1 protein-coding gene is annotated in these 4,762 nt (G+C 40.8%); it reads left to right on the plus strand.

Annotated elements, in window-relative coordinates:
- Positions 1-4,762 (plus strand): T9SS type B sorting domain-containing protein (locus BLQ00_RS17675; RefSeq protein ID WP_093145520.1); only part of this gene is annotated, 4,762 nt, incomplete at both ends.

Genomic DNA, 4,762 nt, shown 5'->3' on the forward strand with positions numbered 1-4,762 from the left:
TATTATACGATATTTATTATTATGAAGTAGAGCAAGATGCTATTGACGCTGGAGAGTTGGCCTTAACGGTTCCCGATTTTTCATTGGCTATTGGAACGCCTACTGCGTATCAAAATGCGACTCCTTTTTTACAAGAGGTATATATTTTAGTTGTGGGTAATGGAAGTAATACCACTCCAAACAATGGCGGTACGGGTTGTTATTCAATTGTTCCGTTAACGTTGATTGTAGATGCCTTGCCTGCTGCAGTACAACCGGAGCCTTATGAGTTGTGTGATGATGAAGTAAACGGTAGTACACTTACCGATCAAATTAGTACGTTTGATTTAACCACTCGTGAGGGTGAGGTTACAGGTGGCGATGGTAGTTTAACAGTTACTTGGTATGAGACAGTAGCCGATGAGGCTGCAGATCTCCCGATTGCCATGCCAAGTGCGTATCAAAACCGCGCGATTGCACCAGCACCTTTAAATCCTCAAACAATTATCGCCCGTGTTACAGGTCCCTTTGGATGTAAGGTAACGGTTACCTTAACCTTAGTTGTCAATCCAAATCCAACGACACTTACACCCGATCCTTTAGTGGTTTGTGATGATGATAATGATGGGTATGCTGATTTTGTATTGCACGATGCTGATTTAGGTATCACTGGTGGCGACCCCGACTTAACGATTACCTACCATCCTACGTATTTGGATGCTGTAAATAACTTAAATGAATTAATAGATCCTTATACCAATGATGATCCTTACAATGATGTTGTATTTGCACATATTGTAAATGTAAATACATTGTGTTCTAGTATTGTACCTCTAACCTTAGAGGTTCGTAACTCTCCAGTAGTTGCGATGGATGTTGGTCCTTTGCAAGTTTGTGATTATAACAATTCTGGAGATGGAATCGAGTTTTTCGATTTAACACTGATCAATCCATCGATTTTAGATGGTCAAGATCCGTTATTGTATGATTTTTACTATTATGAAGTAGAACAAGATGCAATCGATGCTGGAGATGTGGCAACGACTATTCCAGACTACTCTCAAGCCATTGGAACACCACTAGCATATCAAAATACAACGCCTTTTAGCCAGATTATTTATGTGTTGGTCGTAGGAAGTGACGATAATATCACTCCTAACAATGGAGAGATTGGTTGTTATGCCATTGTGCCTTTAGAATTAGTAGTGGCTCCAGTACCTGCAGCGATACAGCCACAACCGTATGAGTTGTGTGATGATGAAATAGATGGAAGCACACTAACCGATCAAAAAAGTACGTTTGATTTAACAACTCGTACCTTTGAGATAACGGGAGGCGATCCAGATTTAAGCGTTACTTGGTATGAAACAGCAGCCGATGAGTTGTCAGATACTCCAATAGCTACACCAAATGCATATCAAAACAGAGCCATTGCACCCGCACCTTTAAACCCACAAACGATTATCGGACGTGTAACTAGTGGAGCAGGATGTAAGATACTTGTAACCTTAACCTTGGTTGTAAATCCAAATCCGACCCCTGTTACCCCAGAACCTTTATATGTATGCGATGATGATGAGGATGGCTTGGCTGAATTTCCATTGAATGATCGAGATTTAGAGATTATCGGAGGAGAACCTGGGGTGACTGTAGTAGGGTATTTCTTTGATGAGGATGCTGCTAAGTTGGGCGATTTAACAACTGCTTTAGCAATTCCTTACCTAACGGTAGTTCCAAACCAACAAACGGTATGGGCTCGTGTAGAGATTACGGCTACAGGTTGTTACGGTGTTGTTCCTTTAGATCTTATCGTAAATCCATTACCTGATTTTCCAACGGCAGACTTTGGCGACTTACTCTCATGTGATAGTGTAGGGGGAGGAAGTGCAGATTTCAATTTAGAAGAAAACACACCGTATGTATATGGAGTACAAGATCCATTAGGATTTGCCATTAGCTATTATGATGATCCTACCAATGCAGAAGACGGAATAAACAATATTGTTAACACCACTGCCTTTGCAAGTACCGGACAAACCATTTGGGTTCGTTTGGAAAACCTAGAGACAGGTTGTTACCGCATAAGTTCTTTTGAATTAATAGTAGGAATCTATCCAATAATAGGAGCAGCTACAGATTTAGAATTGTGTGATGATGATACAGGAGGGAGTCGATCTGATGGTATTTCTACCTTTGATTTAACACAAAACGATGCGGCCCTTATAGCAGGAGATCCAGATTTAACCGTATTCTATTACGCTACAGCAGCAGATCAACAAGCAGGTATTTCAATTGCTACACCAGATGCTTACCCTAATACAGAAACTCCTCAGACAATTTATGTGAGTGTGTTTAACAGTACAGAATGTTCAGCAGAGACTAGTTTTGTAGTAACGGTGAATCCAAGTCCTGCCTCTGCAACACCCACACCATTGGTTGCTTGTGATGAGAACAATGATGGTTTTTCAGTCTTTACCTTAACGGATAAAGATGCAGAGATTATCGCAGGAGAGCCTGGAGTTACGATAACTTACCACGAGACTTATTTAGATGCCGACAATGGCACATTTGCTCTTACAAGTCCGTATAGTAATATTGTTGCCAACAACCAAATTGTGTATGCGCGTACTTCCTATGAAGCTCCGCCAACAGCTACAGGGTGTTATGGTATTTTAGAATTAGAACTTCAAGTCGTGCCAGCACCGGTGTTGCCTACAAGTTTGCCAGACTTAGTGCTTTGTGATGATGATGGCTTTGGTGTTTTTGATTTAACCCAGCAAGAGCCTCTTATTTACGGGACGCAAAACCCTAGTGATTATTCATTGAGTTACCATACCAGTCAAGCAGATGCAGATTTAGGTGTGAATCCAATTCTAACGCCAGATGCGTATACAAATGTATTTACTCCAGAGGAGACTATTTATATTCGTTTGTCAGTTGCCGAGGATGGTTGTTATCGAACGATGTCTTTCTTATTAAGAGTTTCTTTAGGACCTACCGTTGTTCAGCCAGATCCATTAACGGTTTGTGATGATTTAGGAGAGCCAAATGATGGTATTGCAACCTTTGATTTAACACAAAAGAATGATGAGATTACAGGAGGCGTTGCAGGGGTAGAGGTAAGTTATTACCAAAGCCAAGAAGATGCAGATCAAGGGATCAATGCTATTGATCCAGCAATGTCGTATGTAAACACAACCAATCCAGAGATTGTTTTTGTACGTGTTGTAGATGGCAATACAGAATGTTTTGATACAAGTGTACGATTGACCCTTCGTGTGGTTCCTAGACCAAATGTAGTTACACCAGCCCCATTAGAGGCCTGTGATGAGACGATACCTTTAGAAGATGGTATCGAGGAGTTTGATTTAACAGAGGCAGAAGCAGAAATTTTAAATGGCGCTAGTTGGGATGTGCATTACTATGAAAGCTATCCATTAGCCTTGGATGGAGATATTACTACGGCCATTGTAGACCCTACAGCTTATAGCAATGATACTTCACCTTTTGAGCAAACTATTTACGTTCGTGTAACGGTAGATAGTGCCAATGACGATTCTTGTTTTGAGATTGTAGAGTTATTGTTATTAGTACACCCATTACCAGACGATACTGCCATTGTGGAGCCGTATCAATTGTGTGAGGTAGGAACAGATGGTATCGGTGTTTTTGATTTAACGACGAAGATTCCTGAGATTTTAGGAGAACAAGATCCTTTGGAGTATGCAGTGACCTTCTATAGAAATAGTATCGATGCAGAAACAAGAACGAATCCTATTGTAAACACAACTGCCTTTATAAGTGATGGAACTCCATTGCCAGGGCAAGAGATTTACACTGGTATTGAGCACATAGAGACGGGATGTTATGTAGGAGGTGTTCAACTCTTTAATTTAGAAGTGTTGGAAGGCGCTACAGCCACTCAGCCCGCAGCACCGTATATTGTTTGTGATGATGAGGAAGGAACACCAGATGGATTTACAGCATTTAACCTGCCAAGTTCAGCGACAGATCCAGACCCTCAAGCAGCTGCTTTAGCGGAAGAAATCTTAGGCGGACAGACAGCGATTAATTATGTAATTACATGGTATGAGACTTTAGATGAAGCGGTAGAAGGAATTGGTGGTTTACCGGGTTCTTATACTAATATTATAAATCCACAGATTGTGTATGCTCGTGTGACTAATACCGATACAGGTTGTTATGAGATTGTAGAAGTTATATTAAAAGTAGAGCAACTACCTGCAATTGTATTGGAAGAAGAATATCGTTTGTGTGTTGATGCCAATGAGAATCCTATTCCAGAGGTAGAAGGAGAACTGTCTCCGCCATTTATCGATACAGGATTAGATCCTAATTTGTACGATATTATTTGGGAATACCCAGGAGGAACGGCAATCGGTCCATCGATTACAGCTATTGTAGGAGGAATCTATAGTGTTACTTACACAGAGATTGCTACAGGATGTAGTGTAACGGAGACAACCACAGTAATTGTGTCTCAGCCACCAATGACTTATGAGGCAATACTAGTGAATGGAGCTTTTTCTGACAATCATGTGGTGCAAGCTACAGCGACAGGATTGAGCGATTCGTATGTGTATCAATTGGATGATGGAGAGTTTATTGAAAGTGGTACCTTTGAGAATGTATCTCCTGGAACACATACAGTTACCTTTAAGGATGCCAGAGGTTGTGGAAGTGTTACAATCGAGATTGGAGTGATTGACTATCCTAAGTTTATTACCCCGAATCAAGATGGGTATCACGATACTTGGAATAT

It is taken from the genome of Ulvibacter litoralis (genome assembly GCF_900102055.1).
GTDB lineage: Bacteria > Bacteroidota > Bacteroidia > Flavobacteriales > Flavobacteriaceae > Ulvibacter > Ulvibacter litoralis.